This window comes from Actinokineospora spheciospongiae, assembly GCF_003182415.1.
In the GTDB taxonomy this organism is placed as follows: Bacteria; Actinomycetota; Actinomycetes; order Mycobacteriales; family Pseudonocardiaceae; genus Actinokineospora; species Actinokineospora spheciospongiae.
Genome location: NZ_QHCP01000004.1, coordinates 709854 through 727521 on the forward strand (window position 1 = coordinate 709854; position 17668 = coordinate 727521).

Annotated in this window: 17 protein-coding genes; 6 read left to right on the top strand and 11 right to left on the bottom strand. The window is 73.9% G+C overall.

Annotated features, from left to right (window positions below):
* Window positions 1-20: 20 nt before the first annotated feature.
* From DFQ13_RS13755 to DFQ13_RS13765, 3 genes are read right to left on the bottom strand one after another with little or no spacing between them, the layout of a single operon-like run.
* Window positions 21-1226 (bottom strand): SPFH domain-containing protein, encoded by a 1206-nt coding sequence (locus tag DFQ13_RS13755; protein ID WP_110080071.1) that lies wholly within the window; start codon window positions 1224-1226, stop codon window positions 21-23.
* A gap of 38 nt (window positions 1227-1264) precedes the next feature.
* Complete coding sequence (locus DFQ13_RS13760) at window positions 1265-1696, bottom strand: NfeD family protein (protein ID WP_035287057.1); 432 nt, start codon at window positions 1694-1696, stop codon at window positions 1265-1267.
* Between the two features lie 60 nt (window positions 1697-1756).
* Complete coding sequence (locus DFQ13_RS13765) at window positions 1757-2569, bottom strand: DUF3097 domain-containing protein (protein WP_110080072.1); 813 nt, start codon at window positions 2567-2569, stop codon at window positions 1757-1759.
* 86 nt (window positions 2570-2655) lie between these two features.
* Here DFQ13_RS13765 and DFQ13_RS13770 point away from each other — a divergent pair, with 86 nt between their 5' ends.
* Window positions 2656-3267, top strand: a complete 612-nt coding sequence (locus DFQ13_RS13770) for a flavodoxin family protein (RefSeq protein WP_035287052.1) — start codon at window positions 2656-2658, stop codon at window positions 3265-3267.
* On the opposite strand, the gene DFQ13_RS13775 is transcribed toward DFQ13_RS13770, so the two are convergent.
* Window positions 3239-4447 carry an MFS transporter gene (locus tag DFQ13_RS13775; RefSeq protein ID WP_110080073.1) on the bottom strand — a complete coding sequence of 403 codons (1209 nt, stop codon included), beginning with the start codon at window positions 4445-4447 and terminating at the stop codon, window positions 3239-3241. The genes DFQ13_RS13770 and DFQ13_RS13775 overlap by 29 nt on opposite strands.
* Window positions 4437-5195, bottom strand: a complete 759-nt coding sequence (locus DFQ13_RS13780; RefSeq protein WP_181399969.1) for a DeoR/GlpR family DNA-binding transcription regulator — start codon at window positions 5193-5195, stop codon at window positions 4437-4439. The genes DFQ13_RS13775 and DFQ13_RS13780 overlap by 11 nt, the downstream gene beginning before the upstream one ends.
* Window positions 5196-5569: 374 nt before the next feature.
* On the opposite strand from DFQ13_RS13780, the gene DFQ13_RS13785 reads away from it, so the two are divergent.
* From DFQ13_RS13785 to DFQ13_RS13795, 3 genes are all read left to right on the top strand, one after another.
* Window positions 5570-6466 (top strand): HalD/BesD family halogenase, encoded by an 897-nt coding sequence (locus tag DFQ13_RS13785; protein WP_110080074.1) that lies wholly within the window; start codon window positions 5570-5572, stop codon window positions 6464-6466.
* A 72-nt stretch (window positions 6467-6538) separates the two neighbouring features.
* Window positions 6539-7366, top strand: coding sequence for a class I SAM-dependent methyltransferase (locus tag DFQ13_RS13790; protein ID WP_110080075.1), 828 nt, complete (start codon window positions 6539-6541; stop codon window positions 7364-7366).
* 115 nt (window positions 7367-7481) lie between these two features.
* A complete protein-coding gene (locus DFQ13_RS13795) occupies window positions 7482-9296 on the top strand; it encodes a choline/carnitine O-acyltransferase (protein WP_110080076.1) in 1815 nt (604 codons plus the stop codon).
* A 63-nt stretch (window positions 9297-9359) separates the two neighbouring features.
* Here DFQ13_RS13795 and DFQ13_RS13800 read toward each other — a convergent pair whose 3' ends face one another.
* On the bottom strand, window positions 9360-9920 hold the full coding sequence (locus DFQ13_RS13800; RefSeq protein ID WP_110080077.1) for a TetR/AcrR family transcriptional regulator: 561 nt from the start codon (window positions 9918-9920) through the stop codon (window positions 9360-9362).
* Window positions 9921-10011: 91 nt separating this feature from the next.
* On the opposite strand from DFQ13_RS13800, the gene DFQ13_RS13805 reads away from it, so the two are divergent.
* Window positions 10012-10752 (top strand): SDR family oxidoreductase, encoded by a 741-nt coding sequence (locus DFQ13_RS13805; protein WP_110080078.1) that lies wholly within the window; start codon window positions 10012-10014, stop codon window positions 10750-10752.
* A 66-nt stretch (window positions 10753-10818) separates the two neighbouring features.
* Window positions 10819-11355 carry a DUF6886 family protein gene (locus tag DFQ13_RS13810; protein ID WP_110080079.1) on the top strand — a complete coding sequence of 179 codons (537 nt, stop codon included), beginning with the start codon at window positions 10819-10821 and terminating at the stop codon, window positions 11353-11355.
* 57 nt (window positions 11356-11412) lie between these two features.
* On the opposite strand, the gene DFQ13_RS13815 is transcribed toward DFQ13_RS13810, so the two are convergent.
* From DFQ13_RS13815 to DFQ13_RS13835, 5 genes are all read right to left on the bottom strand, one after another.
* Entirely contained in the window at window positions 11413-11886 is a 474-nt protein-coding gene (locus tag DFQ13_RS13815; RefSeq protein ID WP_110080080.1) for a hypothetical protein, read from the bottom strand.
* 199 nt (window positions 11887-12085) lie between these two features.
* Window positions 12086-15289, bottom strand: coding sequence for an NACHT domain-containing protein (locus DFQ13_RS13820; protein WP_146241223.1), 3204 nt, complete (start codon window positions 15287-15289; stop codon window positions 12086-12088).
* A gap of 68 nt (window positions 15290-15357) precedes the next feature.
* A complete protein-coding gene (locus DFQ13_RS13825; protein ID WP_110080082.1) occupies window positions 15358-16284 on the bottom strand; it encodes an MBL fold metallo-hydrolase in 927 nt (308 codons plus the stop codon).
* Complete coding sequence (locus DFQ13_RS13830; protein ID WP_110080083.1) at window positions 16284-17081, bottom strand: SCO1664 family protein; 798 nt, start codon at window positions 17079-17081, stop codon at window positions 16284-16286. The genes DFQ13_RS13825 and DFQ13_RS13830 overlap by 1 nt, the downstream gene beginning before the upstream one ends.
* A 4-nt stretch (window positions 17082-17085) precedes the next feature.
* Window positions 17086-17652 carry a DUF3090 domain-containing protein gene (locus tag DFQ13_RS13835; protein WP_035287030.1) on the bottom strand — a complete coding sequence of 189 codons (567 nt, stop codon included), beginning with the start codon at window positions 17650-17652 and terminating at the stop codon, window positions 17086-17088.
* Window positions 17653-17668: the final 16 nt, after the last annotated feature.

Below are 17668 nucleotides of genomic sequence, written 5' to 3' on the forward strand. Positions count from 1 at the left end.
CCGGGGGCCTTCGTGGTCGGTCAGCCCTGCGGTGCGGCGGGCGGTTGGCCCGCCTGGGAGTGCTCGGTCAGCGCCGCCGGTTGCGGGCGCGAGCCCAGCGCGGGCATGCCCGGGGTCGCCAGCGGGCTGTCGACCTCCTTGCGGGCCACCGCCTCGGCCTCGCGGACCGCTTCGGCGATGCGCGGGTCGGTGGAGGTGTCGAACCAGCCCGCGACCTCCTCCTCGTCCTCGGTGGCCGAGGGCCCGGTGGGGGTGTCGGTGGGCGGCTCGTAGCGGAACACCCCGTCCTCGCCCTTGGCGCCGAGCTGGCGGGCGAAGCCCTCCAGGGCCTTGGAGAAGTCGGTGGGGATCATCCACACCTTGTTCGCGTCCCCCTGGGCCATCGTGGGCAGGGTCTGCAGGTACTGGTAGGCCAGCACCTCCGGGGTGGGGCGGGAGGCCTTGATCGCGGCGACGACCTTCTCGATGGCCTTGGACTGGCCCTGGGCCTGCAGGTAGCGGGCGGCGCGCTCACCCTGGGCCTTGAGGATGCGTGACTGGCGGTCGGCTTCGGCGGCCATGATGGTGGCCTGCTTGGCGCCCTCGGCGGCGAGGATCTGCGACTGCTTCTGCCCCTCGGCGGTCTTGATCGCCGCTTCCCGCTGGCCCTCGGCGGTGAGGATGATCGCGCGCTTCTCCCGGTCGGCGCGCATCTGCTTCTCCATGGAGTCCTGGATCGACGGTGGCGGGTCGATCGCCTTGAGTTCCACCCTGGCCACCCGGATGCCCCAGCGGCCGGTCTCGGAGTCGAGGACCCCGCGCAGTTCCTGGTTGATCTGGTCGCGGGAGGTCAGGGTCTCCTCCAGGCTCATCCCGCCGACGACGTTGCGCAGGGTGGTGGTGGTCAACTGCTCCACGGCGATGATGTAGTTGGAGATCTCGTAGACCGCCGCCCGGGAGTCGGTGACCTGGAAGTAGACCACCGTGTCGATGGAGACGGTGAGGTTGTCCTGGGTGATCACCGGTTGCGGCGGGAAGGAGACGACCTGTTCGCGCAGGTCGATGCGGGCGCGGACCCGGTCGAAGAAGGGCACGAGGAAGTTCAGGCCCGGCTCGCCGACGTTGCGGAAGCGGCCCAGGCGCTCGATCACCGCCGACTGGGCCTGCGGGATCACCAGCACCGACTTGATCATGATTGTGAGCACGAACACCACCACGACGATGGCGACGATGAGAGTCGGCGACACCACAACCTCCTACCTGCTTGTTTTCCGCACCGGCGGGCTCACAGCCCGTCGGCCCACACCACCGCGGTGGCGCCTGAGATCTGCATGACGGTCACCGACGTGCCGGGTTCGAGGACCTGGGTCTCGTCGAGGGTGCGCGCGGACCACTCCTGCCCGTCGAGGCGCACCCGCCCGCCCGCGCCGTCGACGGTGGTGAGCACGGTGGCCCGTTGCCCGACGAGGGCGGCGACGTTGTCCTTGACGTGTTCGCCGGGGTGCAGCCTGCGCTTGAGCGCCGGGCGGGCCGCGGTGATCAACCCGATGGACACCGCGGCGAACACCCCGGCGCTGAGCAGGGTCACCCCGAACAGGGCCTCCGCCCCGGCCCCGGCCAGTGCGGCGGCCCCCAGCATGAGCAGCACCAGGTCCCCGGAGACGACCTCGGCGACGATGAGCACGATCCCCGCGATGAGCCACAGCAGTGCCGCCATGACCCCATCATCCCCCAGTCGGGGCGGGAGCGTTGCCGCAACGGTGGTTCGGCGGTCGGATCACGCGGTCGGTTCGGTCACGAAGTCGATCAGCCGCTCCACCGCGCCCACCAGTGGCGGCTCCAGGTCCCGGAACCCGGTCACCGCCGCGCGGACCCGCCGCCACCCCTGCGCCGGGTCACCCCAGCCCAGGGCGGTGCACACCCCTTCTTTCCACGGCTGCCCGCGCGGCACGTCCGGCCAGGCCGCGATGCCCACCGCCGCGGGTTTCACCGCCTGCCAGATGTCGACGTAGGGGTGCCCGGTGACCATCACCTGCTCGTCGCGCAGCGCCTCGACGATGCGCGACTCCTTGCTGCCCGCCACCAGGTGGTCCACCAGCACCCCCAGCCTGCGGCCCGGGCCGGTGCCGAAGTCGGCGACCCGCTCGGCGAGGTGGTCGATGCCGTCGAGGGGCTGCACCACCACGCCTTCCACCCGCAGGTCGTGGCCCCACACCCGTTCGACCAGTTCCGCGTCGTGCACGCCCTCGACCCAGATGCGGCTCTCCCGGGCGGTGCGGGCGCGCAGCCCGTGGACCCGCACCGACCCCGACGCCGAGCGCGCCGGTGCGGCCGCGACCGCGGGGGTGGGGGGTTTGACGAGGGTGACCGGGCGGCCGTCGACGAGGAACCCGGCCGGGGTCAGCGGGAACACCCGGTGGCGGCCGTGGCGGTCCTCCAGCACGACGGCGTCCCGCTCGAAGCGCACCACCGCCCCGCAGAACCCCGAGGCGGGGTCCTCGGCGACGGTGCCGACCTCGGCGAGGACCTCGGGGATCTGCCTGGGTGGCCGCCCGGTGGTGATGTCGCGGCCGTAGTTCTGCGAGCGCACCCCGCCACGCTAGCCGGCGCCGTCCCCACCCGCCGACCCGCCACGCCGGGGGTTTCCCCGGCGGGCAGGTGGGTAGCCGCAGGGCCATGAGCACCCCGTTGAGCGCGCTGGCCCTCGTCTGCACCCTGACCCCGTCGCCGCAGGACTCCAGCAGCGACCTGATCGCCCGCCAGGTCCTCGATGCCCTCGACGGGCACGGGGTCACCGGTGAGGTGGTGCGGGTGGTCGACCACGACGTCAAACCCGGGGTGCTCGTCGACATGGGCGAAGGCGACGCGTGGCCGTCGATCCGGGAGAAGGTGCTCGCCGCGGACGTGCTGGTGCTGGCCACCCCCATCTGGTTGGGCCACCCCAGCAGCGTCGCGCAGCGGGTGCTGGAGCGCCTCGACGGGGAGCTGTCGGAGTCCGACGACGAGGGCAGGCTGCTGACCTACGGCAAGGTGGCGGTGGTGTGCGTGGTCGGCAACGAGGACGGGGCGCACAAGGTGACCGCCGACCTGTTCCAGGCCCTCAACGACGTGGGGTTCACCATCCCCGCCGGGGGCGGCACCTACTGGAACGGTGAGGCCCTGCAGGGCACCGACTACAAGGACCTGGAGCAGACCCCGGAGGCGGTGGCCTCCACCACCGCGACCCTCGCCGCGAACACCGCGCACTTGGCGCGGCTGCTCAAGGCCGCGCAGTACCCGCCGTCGTAGTCCCGGGTGCCCCGGGTGCCCCGGCCGCCGGTCGCAGCACCCGGGCGCCGACCGCGCCCACCACGCACAGCGCCACCGGCAGGGCGAACGCGGTGTTCAGCGCCACCCAGTGGGTGAGCCCGCCGATCACCGCGGGCCCGGCCAGCAGGCCCAGGTAGCCCAGGCCCACCACCCGGGCCAGCAGCGCCCCCGACGAGCGGGGGTCGAGGTTGCCCGCCGCGGTGAACAGCTGCGGCACGCACCCCGACAGGCCCACCCCGAACACCGCCCACCCGGCGATCGCCGGGACCACCCACGGCGACAGCGCCGCCCCCGCCAGCCCGACCGCGGCCAGGGCGGCCCCGTAGCGCACCACCCGCACCGCCCCGAACCGGGCGGCGACGGCGTCGGCGGTGAACCGGCCGACCGTCATCGCCACCGAGAACGCCCCGTAGGCCAGGGCCGCGACCCCCGGCGGGGTGTCCACCACGTCGCGCAGGTGCACCGCCGCCCAGTCGTAGGCCACCCCCTCAGAGAGCATCAGCGCGAACGCCAACCCGCCCAGCAGCCACACCAGCCGCCTCGGGGCCCGGGTGGTGGTGCCGCCGGTGTCCGCGGCGGCTTCGGCGGCGGGGCGGCCGGGCAGCAGGAACCGGGCCGAGACCGCCGCGGTCAGCAACCCGGCGGCGCCCACGCACCCCAGGGTCAGCTCGGTGGGCACCCGGCCCAGCACCAGTGCCCCCAGGCCCGCCGCGGCCGCGCCGCCGATGGAGAACACCGCGTGGAACGCCGACATCACCGGCCGCCCGTAGGCGCGTTCGACCTCCACGGCGTGGGCGTTCATCGCCACGTCCAGCGCCCCGTTGCCCAGGCCGAAGGCCACCAGGGCCGCCCCCAGCGCCCACGGGCCGCCCGCCAGGCCGGGGCCCAGGACCGCCACGCACAGCAGCGCCGCCGCCGCGGGCACCACCACCCGGTGCCCGAACCGGTCGGCCAGCGGCCCGGTGACCTGCATCCCGGCGAACGCGGCGCCGCCGAAGACCAGCAGCAGCGCGCCCAGGGTGCTGTGGCTGATGCCGGTGTCGTGCTCGACGACCGGGATGTGCACCACCCACGCGCCGAGCACGAACCCGTTGAGGCCGAAGAACCCCCAGGTCGCCGCGCGCGCGGCGCGCGGGAGGGTGGGTGGGTCAGCAGACATGGATCGTCACTCCCATTCCGGCCAGTTCCGCCCGGTCCGCGGCCGGGGCGGTGTCGTCGGTGATGAGCACGTCGACCCGGTCGGCCGGGCAGATGCGGGCCATGGCGGTGTGGCCCCACTTGCCGCCGTCGACCGCGGCCAGGACCCGGCCCGCGGCGGCCATCGCCTCCTGCTTGACCTGGGCGTCGTCGAGGTCGACGGCGGTCAGGCCGGTGGCGGTGTCGAACCCGCAGGGGCTGATCACCGCCACGTCGAAGCGCACCGCGCGCAGCGAGGCCACCGCCAGCGGCCCGGTCAGCGCCCACTCCCCGCGCCGGGGTTGCCCGCCGCACATCAGCACCCGCGCCTGCGGGTCGTCGAGGAGTTCGCGGGCGGCGTGCAGCGACAGCGGCATGACCGTCACCGGGCGCCCGCGCAGCGCCTTGGCCACCTGCACCGCGGTGGTGCCCGAGTCGAGGACCACGACCTCGGCGTCGCGCACCATCGCCGCCACCGCCGCGGCGATGCGCCGCTTGGCCTCGGCGCCCGCGGTGGCGCGGGTGGCGAAGGGCTGCTCCACCGACCCGGGGGTGGCCGCGACCGCGCCGCCGTGCACCCGGCGCAGCACCCCGGTCGCGGCGAGCGCGTCGAGGTCGCGGCGCACCGTCATCTCCGAGGCGCCGGTCTCCGCGGCCACCGCGGCCACCTCGACCCGTTGTCCCTGTCGCAGCCGGGCCACGATCACCCGCCTGCGTTCGTCTCCGCGCACCACCCCATCCTCGCACACCGGTCGTGTGCGAACTACCATGTTCGGTGTGCGGTATGGCACGGGTGTCTGTGGTGGTGACACCGCAGCGTCGGGTGTCGCGCACCCGCCGGTCATCGCCGAGGAATTTCACGCACCATTGTCACAACCGGTGCGGCCACATTCCGGATAAGGCCACCATTCGGCGGTATGACCGGCCCCGGAGTTCGGCAGAATGCGGCCGACTCCGCCCGTGACCACGGCTTTCGTGTGTCGTGTCACAAAGTCGATCACATTGATGGAAACCGGTGAGACGGCTGTGATAAACCCGGTCCAGCGCCGAGTCGGACAATGGGGCGGACACGGCAATCACCCGTACGCGGGGAAGGACGGGGTCGATGGGCGGATCGGCGGAGGGGTCGGGGGAACGCACGCGGAGCCAGGCGCGGGTCGTCGAGGAGGTGGTCGACACCGACCGCTACCCGCTCGACGACCCCGGCGGGCCCACCCTGACCGGCGTCGTCGACCGCGCCCGCCGTGAACTGCGCGAACAGGGCTGCACCGTGCTGGCGGACTTCATCCGCCCCGCCCTGCAGGACGCCCTGCGCGCCGAGGGGGCGGCGGTGGCCCCGCAGGCGCACTACGAACCCGAGACGGTCAACGCCTACAACATCGCCCTCGACGCCGACCTGCCCGCCGGGCACCCCGGGCGGGTCACCATGGTCCGCGGCAACGCCTTCGTCGCCCGCGACCTGCTGCCCGCAGGCGCCATCATCGAACGCCTCTACACCAGCGAGCTGTTCCAGCGCTTCGTCGCCGACTGCTTCGAGCTGCCCGAGCTGCACGAACTGGCCGACCCGCTCTCGGGGCTGTGCCTCAACGTCATCCCCCCGGGCATGGCCCACCCCTGGCACTTCGACACCAACGAGTTCACCGTCAGCATGCTCACCCAGGAGCCCGACGGGGGCGGGCAGTTCCACTACTGCCCCGGCATCCGCACCGAGACAGACGAGAACCTGCCCGACGTCGCCGCCGTGCTCGCAGGCGGGTCCGACCTGGTGCGGCACCTGAGCCTGCGCCCCGGGGACCTGCAACTGTTCAAGGGCCGCTTCGCCCTGCACCGGGTCGACACCGTCACCGGCGCCACCGCCCGGCACTCGGCGATCTTCGCCTACAGCCAGCGGCCCGGCGTCATCGGCAGCGTCGAGCGCACCCGGCAGCTCTTCGGCCGGGTCCTGCCCGAGCACCTGGCCGCCGCGGGCCGCGCCGTGCGCGGCGACACCCTCCTCGACTGACCCGCGCCCCCGACCACACCCCGGCGACGGGCCACCGCCCGCCCGCACCCCGGCTAGGAGAGACGAGCACCCGTGGACCTCGACGCCACCGGCAAGACCTCGTTCGACCACATCTACACCGAGCCCGACCCGCGCGCCTACTTCGCCGCCCTGCGCGGCCTGGACTACCAGATCCCCGAGCTGGCCAAGCCCTACTTCGCCAAGCTCATCCAGGAGTACCGCCAGACCCAGGGCGTCGCGGTGCCCCAGGTCCTCGACATCGGCTGCTCCTACGGCATCAACGCCGCCCTGCTGCGCTGCGACGCCACCATGGACGAGCTCTACACCCACTACACCGACCCGGCCGTCACCGGACTCGACCGCGACGGGCTCCTCGCCGTGGACCGGGCCATGGTCCGCTCCCGCGACCAGCTCGAGGACGTGCGCTTCGTCGGGTTCGACGCCTCCGCGCCCGCCCTGGCCTACGCCCACGCCGCCGGGTACCTCGAGGACACCGTGCACGCCGACCTGGAGTCGGGCGACCCCACCCCCGAGCAGCGGGCCCGGCTGGCGGGCACCGACCTGGTCGTGTCCACCGGGTGCGTCGGCTACGTCACCGAGGCCACCCTCACCCGCGTCGCCGAGGCCCAGGACGGGCCGCTGCCGTGGATGGCGCACTTCGTGCTGCGGATGTTCCCCTACACCGGCGTCGCCGACGCCCTCGCCGACCTCGGCTACGACACCGTGCACGTCGAGGGCACCTTCAAGCAGCGGCGCTTCGCCTCCGCCGAGGAGCAGGCCCAGGTCCTCGACACCATCGCCACCGCCGGGGTGGACCCCACCGGCCTGGAGTCCGAGGGCTGGCTCTACGCCGAGCTGCACCTGTCGCGCCCGCGCGGCGCGGCCCCGCTGCCGGTCTGACCCGGCCACCGCGGGTTTTGTCACGCCGCGCCAGTTGCGCAGCGCTCATTGCGGGGTGGCGCCCGCGCAGTTGATGATGAACGCGTCGATTCCCGCGTGAAGAAGAAGGACGCCAGTGAACAGCAGCCAGCAGTGGTCCACCCGCACGTTCGGCAACGAGGACCGGCTGCCCCGGGTACCGCTGCCCACGCTGGAGGACACCTGCGCGCGGTTCCTGACGTGGTGCTCGCCGCTGCTCACCCCCGAGCAGTTGGCCACCACCGAGGCCGCCGTCACCGACTACCTGGCCGCCGACAGCCCGGCCCGGGTCCTGCACGCCGACCTGGAGCGGTTCAACGACGCCCCCGGCACCCGCTCCTGGCTCGACGTGTTCTGGCCCTCTCGGTACCTGGGGCGCCGCGACCGCATCGCGCTCAACGCGAACTTCTTCTTCCTGTTCCGCGACACCGACGAGGACCAGTTCCAGCGGGCCGCCGGGCTGATCATCGCCGCGGTGGACTTCAAGCTCCTGCTCGACAAGGAGGAGGTGCCGCCGGTCATCCAGCGCGGGCAGGCGCTGTCGATGGAGCAGAACAAGTTCCTGTTCTCCGAGACCCGCATCCCCGGCGCCGAGCAGGACACCGTCCGCGTCCCCTACACCGACGAGTGGCCCGGCCCGTCGGCCGCCCGGCACGTGGTGGTGTTCAACCGGGGCAGCATGTTCCGGATGGACGTCATCGGCCCCGACGGCGCCCCCTACTCCCTGTCCGACCTCGAGGGCGGGCTGCGGGCGGTGGTCAAGGCCGGTGCCGACGGCACCGCCCCCGACCGCACCGTCGGGTCCCTGACCACCCAGGCCCGCGCCGAGTGGGCGCGGACCCGGGGCCGCCTGATCGCCCTCGACCCGGCCAACGCCGCCGCGGTCGACACCATCGAGACCGCCCTGTTCTGCGTCAACCTGGAGTCCTTCGCCCCCGCCGACACCCAGGCCGCGTGCGACCAGCTCCTGCACGGCGACAGCGGCAACCGCTACTTCGACAAGGCCGTGTCGCTCATCGTCTTCGCCGACGGGCGGGCCGGGATCAACATCGAGCACTGCGGCCTCGACGGCACCACCATCCTCAGCTTCGTCGACGCCATGCTCGGCGAGACCGCCGAGGCACACGCCGAGCGCGCCGGGGCCCGCCCGCAGGGCCTCCCCGCCGTCGACCCCATCGAGTTCGTCCTCGACGAGGCCCTGCGCGCCGACATCGCCGCCGCCCGGCGCGCGTTCGCCGAGTACGCCGCGGCCACCGCCACCCGCACCGTGTCGTTCACCGACTTCGGCACCGCCAGGGCCAAGGCGCTGAAGATGTCGCCCGACGCGTTCGCCCAGCTCGCCTACCAGCTCGCGCACAAGCGGTCCAAGGGCATCACCGGCGCCACCTACGAGTCCATCGCCACCCGCCAGTACCAGAACGGGCGCACCGAGGCGATGCGCGTGGTCACCCCGGAGGTCCTCGCCTTCGTCGAGGCCATGGGAGACCCGGCGGTGTCCGCGGCGGACAAGCGGGCCGCGTTCCGCACCGCCGCCGAGGCCCACGTCGCCCGCGCCAAGGAGTGCCAGAACGGCCAGGCCCCCGAGCAGCACCTGTGGGAGCTGCAACTGATCCAGAAGCGCCGCGGCGCCGAACTCGGCGCCACCGCCCCCCTGGCCCTCTACGACACCCCGGGCTGGACGGTCATGCGCGACGACTACCTGTCCACCAGCTCCGCCCCGTCGGTCAACATCCAGTACTTCGGGTTCGGCTCCACCAGCCCCACCTGCATCGGGGTGGCCTACGTGCTGCTGCCCGACCGGTTCAACCTGTACCTGTCGACCCCCGCCGCGGTCGCCGAGGAGATGAACACCTTCGTCACCGAGCTGCGCGGGGCCGTCACCGAACTGCAGGACCTGCTCGCCTCGGAGTGAGCGGCACGCGTGAGCGGTCGAGGTGGCCCCGGCCACCTCGACCGCGCGGGTCGGGTGCCGCCCTCAGCGGCGGCGCAGACCGTCGAGGATGACCGCGACCAGGGTCCGAGCCCGGGCGTCCCACCCGGGCTCGGGCAGCCGCGACAGGGCGCCGAGCAGCAGGATGACGTCGGCGGCGGTCACGTCCTCGCGCAGTTCACCGGTGGCCGCGCCCGCCTCGAGCAGGGTCGTGAGCGCCTCGTCGAGCCTGCCGTGGTTGCCCGCGTGCAGGTCCTGCCAGGTCGTGGCCTCGATCGCCGCCACGACCCCGCGCTTGACCCGGGCGTAGTCGACCAGCCGCTGCAACCACCGGGCCAGCGCCTCGACGGGCGGGTGCCCGGCGAGCAGTGCGGGCACGGCGTCGACCAACTCGCCCAGCTCCAGGCGGTAGACCTCGGCCAGCAGGTGTTCGCGGGTGGGGAAGTGCCGGTAGAGGGTGCCCTGCCCGACACCGGCGGCCTTGGCGATCAGGTGCAGCCTGAGTTCCCCGGCCGCCCCGGGGGACTCACCCAGCACCGCGCGAGCCTCGGCGACGATGCGATCACGGTTGGCGACCGCGTCCGAGCGGTGCGCGCGAGCGGACACCCCTCACCCCTCCCCCAGACAAGTGGACAAGTGTCCGGTTATGCTGGAACAGCAACCGGACAGTTGTCAGTCTAGAGCGGGAGGCGCGTCGATGAGCGGGATCAGCGGCAAGGTCGTGGCGATCACCGGGGCCAGCAGCGGCATCGGGGAGGCGACCGCGGTGCGGCTCGCCGCGCGCGGCGCCTCGGTGGTGCTCGGTGCGCGGCGCACCGATCGGCTCACCGCGCTGGCCGGGCGCATCCGCGACGCGGGCGGCCACGCGGAGGCGGTGCCCACCGACGTCACCCGGCTCGAAGACCTGCGCGGGCTGGTCGCCGCGGCCCTCGATCGGTTCGGCCGCCTCGACGTCCTGGTGGGCAACGCCGGGATCGCCAGGACCGCCCCGGTGGCCGACCTCGACGTCGAGGGCTGGGACGCGATGATCGACGTCAACGTGCGCGGCGTGCTGCACGGGATCGCCGCCGCGCTGCCGGTGTTCCGCGAGCAGGGCCGCGGGCACCTGGTGACCGTCGTGTCGACCTCCGGCCTGAAGATCACCCCGACCCAGGCGGTCTACGCGGGCACCAAGAACGCGGTGCGCACGCTGCTGGAGGCGCTGCGCCAGGAGTCCACCGACGGGGTCCTGCGCACGACGTCGATCTCACCCGGCTTCGTCAAGACCGGGCTCGCCGACCACATCGACGACCCCACCACCCGCGAGCAGATCCGGCAGCGGATGCGCACCCTCGGCCTGGAGCCCGACGCCGTGGCGCGAGCCGTGGCCTTCGCCGTCGAACAACCCGACGACGTCGAGATCGGCGACATCACCCTGCGCCCCACCCGCCAGGACTGACCCCCGCCCCGGTGCGCGGCGGGGAACCGATTGCCCGTTCGCCACCGCCTGCGGCAAGGTCGGTCCATGCGACCGGAACCGGGGCAACTGCTGCACTTCTCCGAGGACCCGACGATCACCCGCTTCGCCCCGCACCGCGCCGCCACCGCGGCCGAACCCGACGCCTACGTGTGGGCCGTCGACGCCGCCAGGGCCCCGGACTACTGGTTCCCCCGCGCCTGCCCGCGCGCCATGGCCTGGGCCACCCCCACCACCACCGCGGCCGACCGCGACACCGTCCTGGGCCCCGGCGGCGGGCACCGGGTGCACGCCGTCGAGTACGCCTGGCTCGACGCGCTGCGCACCACCCGCCTCTACGCCTACCGCTTCCCCGCCGCCGACTTCCGCCCGCACGGCACCCCCGTGCCGCACGCGCACGTCGCCACCCGCCCGGTCACCCCGCTGGGACCACCCGAACCCGTCGGCGACCTGCTCGCCGTGCACGCCGAGGCCGGAATCCAACTGCGGGTGCTGGACAACCTGTGGGCGTTCTGGGACGCGGTCACCACCCTCACCGTGGGGTTCAGCGGCATCCGCCTGCGCAACGCCCGCCCCCGTCCCTGACACCCGCCCCTGTTCCCGACCCCCGGCCCGGGCCCCCCGCCCGGGCCGGGGTGCCCGTCACCAGGTGCCGGTGCGCCCCACCAGGTCGGTCGGGGTCTGCACGACCCGGACCGCGCCCACCATGCGGACCTGCGCCGAGGTCGAGGTGCGGAACCCGTGCGTCCACGCCGACAGGCCGCCCGCCGCGGGCGCGGTGACCCCGCAGGTGGCCCAGGTGGCGCCGCTGTCACCGGTGACCTCCAGCCACACCTGGTCGGTGGCGCGCAACGGGGTGCTGGAGCTGATCTTCACCCAGGCGTGCTGCTGGGCGGCGGCGTTGTTGCCCGAGCGCAATTCCACCGCGATCGTGCGCCCGTCGGCGGTGGTGACCGAGGCGGTGGCGCGGGTGGCCTTGGCGGTGAACAGGTCCGGGTCACCGCCGTCGACCGGGCACACCGACGCCGCCGCGGTGGCGGCGCCCGCGGGTGCGGCCAGCAACGGGGTGCCGAGCAGGGCCACGGCGGCAGCCGCGACCACGAGGGATGTGCGCATGGTGTTTCCTCCCCAGGAACAGACCGCCGGGCGGTCCGGACATCGGTTGATCAACACCACCCAACCGGACCGACGCCCCCCGGCGCACCCGCGACCCGGGACCTGCACGCGAAAAGCACAACTCCCACACAGGTCCGGGCGCCGGGCGCGGGTCCCCACGGTCGGGCCCCACCCGGTGGGCGGCCCGCCCGCACCCGGCTCAGAACCGGCGGTGGCCGCGGGCCTTGCGCAGTTGGTCGTGGAAACCGTCCATCACCGGGCCCGGTTCCAGCGCCCCGTCCGCCCACTCGGTGATCGCGACCCAGTGCTCCTCGGCCTGCGCCCACCGCCCCGCCCGGCCGCAGGCCTTGGCCAGCTCCACCCGGATGGTCATCGTGGTGGGGTGCCCGGGGCGCAGCCTGGCGCACGCCTCCCGGTGCAGCCTGGTCAGGGACACCAGCCGTTCCGGTGCCGGGGCGAAGGCGCAGACCACGTTGGTCCGGGCCTCGAGCTGGATTCCCCGGAGCCGTTCGACGCGGGGATCTCCCTCGGGCAGGCCCGCCTCGGCCATGGCCGCGTGGTGCAGCCGAGACAGCTGGTCACCGTCCTCGTGCAGGTCGACACCCCGCAGGTGCGCGGCCCGCACGTAGGGGTCCGACGGGGCGGCGCTGTGCGGGCGCGCGGCCAGAACGGCGTCCACGTGCCTGATCGCCTTGTCCCCGGTGAGCAGGTCGGCCAGGAGCAGCCGGGTCCGCACCGTCAGCAGGTGCGCCTCCCCGAACGTGGCGAGCACTTCGGGGAGGATCTCGGTGAGTCGCCTGCGCAGGCCCGCCGCTGCGCCGTCGAGGTCCGGCAACTGGGCGAGCGCGGCACGGGCGACCAACGCGGCCTCGGCGTCCCCGTCACGCCGGGCCCGGTCCCGCAGCGCCTCCAGCAGCGGCCGGGCCTTGGCGTCCTCGCCCTCGTCGATCAGGTCGTACGCCCGGATGAGGTCCTCCGCGTAGGGAGCGTCGACCACCACGTGGTCCCAGTCCTCCCGGCGTGGTGCGGGCGCGGGAGGCGCAGGGGCGCGGGAGAGGCGGTCGGCCAACTCGGCGTGGCGGAAGTGGTACCTGCCGCCCTGCACCCGCAACACCTGACGTGCGCGTGCGTCCTCCAGGAAACCCAGCGCCGACCACGGCAGGCGCCGCCGGACCGCCAGTGCCAGGGCGGCCACCAGCCACCAGCTCCACGACCGGGTGGTCAGCTCGCGGAGCACCGCGTACACCACCAGCAGCCCGGCCACCGTCCGCCCGACGGCCGGGTGCACCACGAACGGCGCGGCCAACAGCGGGGCGGCGAGCAGCGCCGTGGCCACCACCCGCATCAGGGACGCGAGCACGTCGTCGCGCAGCAGCACCGAGGGCCGCTCGGCACCGAGGGCCTGCCAGGTGTCGGCGGGCCCGGGGCCCTCGTCGTCGGTGAGGTCGTCGGCGATCAGCCAGGCGACGCCCGCCACCGCGACAGCCGCGCAGAGCAGCGCCACCCGCCCCGGCCCGGCGCCGAAGGCCAGGGCCAGCACGGTGCCCGCCACCGCGCCCCCGGCCGCGGCCAGCACCCACCGCCGCCACGGCGGCAGGGTCAGGCGCAGGCGGCTCGGTGCGCTCGGGCTCAGCCGCGACCACACCAGTGGTGGCTCACCGAAGAGCACCGAGTACAGGCCGGTGCCCGCCCCGGTGAGGGCGCCGACCCTCACGGCGGTCCCCGTGGCCAGCCAGAACAGCGCACTGGAGTCCTCGCCCGCGGTGAGCAGCAGGCTCGCCACCGCGACCCCGGCCGTCGCGGTCAACGCGCCCGCGGCGGCGGCGACCACCACGCCGAAGCCGATGTCCCGGACCGGGGTCGGCCAGGGCCGCCCGATCCCCCGGATCGACCAGCCCGTGCGCCGCCACCAGCTGCTCTCCCGCGCACCGAGCAGCGCACCGGACAGACAGCCCGCCGCGATCGACCCGACCGCCGACCCGACGGCCACCGCGGTCTCCGCCGCGCTCGGCTGTTGTTCGCCGCTGATCGTCCGGACGGCGTTGTCGAACATGGACTGCGCGATGAGCAGCGGCTGCCTGAGCAATTCCCAGGTGTCGTCCACCGACAGACCCGCGGGCAGCGCACCGAGGAACAGCCAGGCCGCTCCACCGGCGATCAGGGTGCCGGTGAGCGCGGGCAGGAATCCGAAGCAGACGGCGAACCGCCAGCGGGGCACGAGCAGGTACAGCCGCCACCAGGCGATTCCGTCCCGCCCGGTGTGGGTGGCGAGGAACTCCAGCCAGCCCGCCGCCTGCTCGGCCGTCCACTTCGACTGCTTGCCGGGACGGGCGTAGGCGGCGGGCACCACACCGTCGAGCAACCGGCCGGTGACCGACCCGGCGTCTGCCAGCTCGGCCGGGTCGCTGCCCGGGTCCTGGAAGACCTTCGCCGCCAGGGTGACCATCAGCGGGCTGCTCAGCGCCTCGGCGACCGGGCTGCCCGGGGTGCGCAGCGCGCGGCGCACCGGCAACCAGCGTTCGGCGTCGGCCTCGGTGCGGAACACCCGGTCGAGCCACCCCACCACCTGCCCGGTGTCCAGCGGGAGCAGGATGATGACCGCCGCGTCCAGCAGGCCGTGGTCGGGATAGGCCTCGGGGCGGCTGGTGAGGATGATCGCCTGGTCGCTCCACACCGCGGAGCCCAGCACCTCCAGCAGCCCGTGCCTGCGTTCGGGGTCGACCTCGTCGAGGCCGTCGAGCAGCAGCACGAACCGCCCGGTGTGCACGAAGTCGCCGTCGAGTTCGGGGAACTCCGCGGCGAACTGCCTGCCGGTCCACCGCTCGAAGTCCAGGTCCCTGGGCCAGGTGCTGAGGTCCAGCAGCAGCGGCACGGGGCCATCTGCTGCCAGGGCGCCCTGGGCGTAGGTGAGCAGCCAGTCGGTCTTGCCGGTGCCTGCGGCCCCGCACACCACCAGGCGCCGGGACGGGACGGCCTCGAATGTGCGGACGTACTCCTCGCCCCTCAGGTACCCCGCGGCGTCGGTGGCCAGCCGGGTGGGCGTGGCGGACTGCCACACCTGCGGCAGCCGGGGCAGGCCGGGGAACAGGCGGCTGTCGCGGACCCGGCGGGCGACGGTGCGGTGCATCCGGCCGCGCACGACCGCCACCGTCGCGCCCAGGCGGTCCTGCTCGGCGAGGGCCTGTTCCTCCTCGGCGGCCTTGCGGCGGGGCAGTTCGTACAGCGCGGCCAGCAGCGCGGTGAGCAGCCACAGGCCGAGCACCGCCCAGTGCGCGTGGGCCTTGAGCAGGTGGAACGGCGCGGGCACGGACTCGCTGGTCCACACGTTCACGGCGATCGCCGACAGTGTCACCACCCCGGCCGTGATCAGCGACGGGACCAGCAGCCTGGACAGCGTTCGCACCGACCCATTGCACCGCAGGCCGCGGCGGTGGTCCACGACGTTCAGCACATCGGCGGTACGGTCACGGCTCAGCGCAGGGTGCGGGTCTCCCCCACGGCCAGGTCCCACAGGTCTTCGGCGGGCAATCCGGCCGCCGACCACGCCGCCCGCACCCGCCCCAGCGGCTCGTGCACCGGTTCCCCGGTCAGCACGAACGTGCCCCAGTGCATCGAGGCCAACCGCCGGGCGCCCAGCTCGGTGGTGGCGCGCACGGCCTCCTCGGGGTCCATGTGCACCGGGGACATGAACCAGCGGGGGTCGTAGGCGCCGATCGGCATCATCGCCACGTCGATCCCCGGGTACCGGCGGCCGATCTCGGTGAACCAGTGCCCGTGGCCGCTGTCCCCGGCGTGGAACACCCGGTGCCCGTCACCGGTGATCACCCAGCCGCCCCACAGGGACTTGCAGGTGTCGGTGAGGCCGCGGCGCGACCAGTGGTGGGTGGGGGTGAAGTCGAAGGTCAGGCCCGCGACCCGCACCGACTCCCACCAGTCCAGTTCGTGCACGTCGGTGAACCCGCGGCGGGTGAACCAGCGCCCCGACCCGCCCGGCACCAGCACCGGCGTCGACCGGGGCAGGCGGTGCAGGGTGGGGGCGTCCTGGTGGTCGTAGTGGTTGTGGCTGATCACCACCGCGTCCACCGGTGGCAGTTCCTCCCAGGCGATGCCGGGTGGGGTGATCCGGCGCGGGGTGCCGGGGATGCGGTCGGACCACACCGGGTCGGCCAGCACGCACGCCCCGCCCACCCGGATGACGTAGGTGGCGTGGCCCACCCAGGTCAGCGACACTTCGGCCGGGTCGGCCGGGGGCAGCCCGGTGCGCGTCACCGGGATGCGGTCGGCGTGTTCGGTGGACCCGCGGAAGCCGCCCTCGCGCAGGATGCGCAGCAGTTGCGCGGGGCCGGGCAGCGGGGAGGTCAGCCGGTCGCGGAACGACGCGGGCCACTGCCGGGGCATCAGAACGCGGGCCAGGGGATCGGGTACGGGCTGGTGTCCGGCGACGGGAACACCGGGGCCGACAGCAGCCGCGACACCCGCGAGCGCAGCGCCCTGACCTCCGCGCGGGTGATGTGCTCGCCGAGGGTGTCGGCCAGCGGGCCGCCCAGCGCCGAGCGCAGCCGGGCCAGGGCGTCGACGACCTCGTCGGGCATCGGTTCCTCCGCCCACCCCCACAGCACCGTGCGCAGCTTGTGCTCGGTGTGCAGGCAGATGCCGTGGTCGACGCCGTAGACGCCGCCGTCGGTGCCCAGCAGCACGTGACCGCCCTTGCGGTCGGCGTTGTTGATCACCACGTCGAGGGCGGCGAGGCGGGCGATGGCCGGGGAGTCCGAGTGCGCCAGCACCGCGGGCTCCCCGTCGCTGTCGTGCGCCCGCAGGATCGCCTTCCACCCCGCCTTGAGCTGCGCCGGGGACACCACGTCGACCAGGCCCGGGGCCTCGTCGTCGGTGTCGATCCAGAGCTGCACCATGCCCGGGCCGAACGGGCCGTCGCGCAGCACCGTCGGCGGGATGCCGCCCAGGCCGGAGGCTTCGGCGACGAGGTAGGCGCCCACCTCCCGCCCGGCCAGGGTGCCGTCGGGGAAGTCCCACAGCGGGCGTTCCCCGCGCACCGGCTTGTAGACGCACTTGGCGGCCACCCCGTCGGCCTCGATGGCGCAGAACAGGGTGGCGTTGGAGGCGTCGACGAGCCTGCCCTCGACGTCGAGGGCGCCGCGCAGCAGGAAGTCCCCGACGTCGGGGTCGGTGGGGCGCACGTCCCTAGTCCTCTTCGGTGCGGCGGTACCCGTTCTGCCGGGGGCAGACGTGGCCGTTGGGGTCCAGCGGCTCCGCGCACAGCGGGCACGGCTTGCGCCCGGCGTTGACCACCCGGTCGGCGCGGTCGGCGAACGCCCGCGCCTCCCCCGGCGACAGGAACACCCGCACCGCGTCCGGACCCTCCTCGGTGTCGTCGAGCACCACCGACTCGTCGACCTCGGCGTCGGTGGCGGCCAGCAGCTCGATGACCACCGCCTTGGACTCCGCGTCCCAGCCCAGGCCCATGGTGCCGACGCGGAACTCCTCCTCGACCGGCACGGTCAGCGGCTCGGCGTCGACGAGGTCACCCGGCACGCCGTCGGGGACCTCCGCGCCGAAGCGGCGGTGGACCTCCTCCAGCAGTGAGCCGATGCGCTCGGCGAGCACCGCGACCTGCTGCTTCTCGATGGTCACGCTCACCATGCGCACGCTCTCGACCGCCTGCAGGTAGAAGACGCGGTCGCCGGGTTCCCCGACGGTGCCTGCTACGAAGCGGTCGGGCTGGCGGAAGACGTGGATGACACGGGCCATGGCACCTCCGAACTTA

Excerpts from the sequence above, each read along its gene's own strand:
- DFQ13_RS13815 (WP_110080080.1), bottom strand. The coding sequence starts at position 11,886 with ATGCGCACATCCCTCGTGGTCGCGGCTGCCGCCGTGGCCCTGCTCGGC.
- DFQ13_RS13805 (WP_110080078.1), top strand. The coding sequence starts at position 10,012 with ATGAGCGGGATCAGCGGCAAGGTCGTGGCGATCACCGGGGCCAGCAGC.
- DFQ13_RS13775 (WP_110080073.1), bottom strand. The coding sequence starts at position 4,447 with ATGTCTGCTGACCCACCCACCCTCCCGCGCGCCGCGCGCGCGGCGACC.
- DFQ13_RS13835 (WP_035287030.1), bottom strand. The coding sequence starts at position 17,652 with ATGGCCCGTGTCATCCACGTCTTCCGCCAGCCCGACCGCTTCGTAGCA.
- DFQ13_RS13810 (WP_110080079.1), top strand. The coding sequence starts at position 10,819 with ATGCGACCGGAACCGGGGCAACTGCTGCACTTCTCCGAGGACCCGACG.
- DFQ13_RS13770 (WP_035287052.1), top strand. The coding sequence starts at position 2,656 with ATGAGCACCCCGTTGAGCGCGCTGGCCCTCGTCTGCACCCTGACCCCG.
- DFQ13_RS13785 (WP_110080074.1), top strand. The coding sequence starts at position 5,570 with ATGGGCGGATCGGCGGAGGGGTCGGGGGAACGCACGCGGAGCCAGGCG.
- DFQ13_RS13760 (WP_035287057.1), bottom strand. The coding sequence starts at position 1,696 with ATGGCGGCACTGCTGTGGCTCATCGCGGGGATCGTGCTCATCGTCGCC.
- DFQ13_RS13825 (WP_110080082.1), bottom strand. The coding sequence starts at position 16,284 with ATGCCCCGGCAGTGGCCCGCGTCGTTCCGCGACCGGCTGACCTCCCCG.